This is a genomic window from Aeromicrobium phragmitis, assembly GCF_003674095.1.
GTDB classification, from domain to species: Bacteria; Actinomycetota; Actinomycetes; order Propionibacteriales; family Nocardioidaceae; genus Aeromicrobium; species Aeromicrobium phragmitis.
On sequence record NZ_RDBF01000112.1, the window covers coordinates 1 to 419 of the forward strand.

The 419-nt window shown below is 64.7% G+C and carries 1 protein-coding gene; it reads right to left on the reverse strand.

Annotated features, from left to right (window positions below; all coding sequences use genetic code 11):
- Window positions 1–78 precede the first annotated feature (78 nt).
- Window positions 79–419: hypothetical protein (locus D9V41_RS16525; protein ID WP_166376102.1), on the reverse strand; the 341-nt coding region annotated here is incomplete at its 5' end.

Consider the following 419-nt stretch of genomic DNA (forward strand, 5'->3'; position numbering starts at 1 on the left):
GATCGGCGCGCTCCGTCACGGCGCCGTCGAGGCTCTGAACGCGGATCCACGGTTCGTCAATGAGGTTGAAGGTGGGCGTCATGAAAGTCCTGTCTCGTCATGGACGGCAACGACGCCGAGTTCGTCGTCGTAGCTGATGAGGAAGTCTCGTACACGGGTCTGACAGTTCTCGTCGAGCACCAGCACCAACTGCTCGCGCAGCCACGACGACGCCTGCCATCCGGCGAAGAAGTTCCCCTCGAGTGCCGCGATGGTCGCGTCGATCGCGCCCGGATGGGTCAGGGCCGGCGGAAGGCCTACCGTGTGGGTGCTCACCCTACGCGCTGTCGCCGGCTCGGGTGGGAACTCTTGGGGCAATGGATCGGCCGACAGCGGATCGGTGCCCCATTCGTAGATCTCGCCAGCGAATCGACGCACGA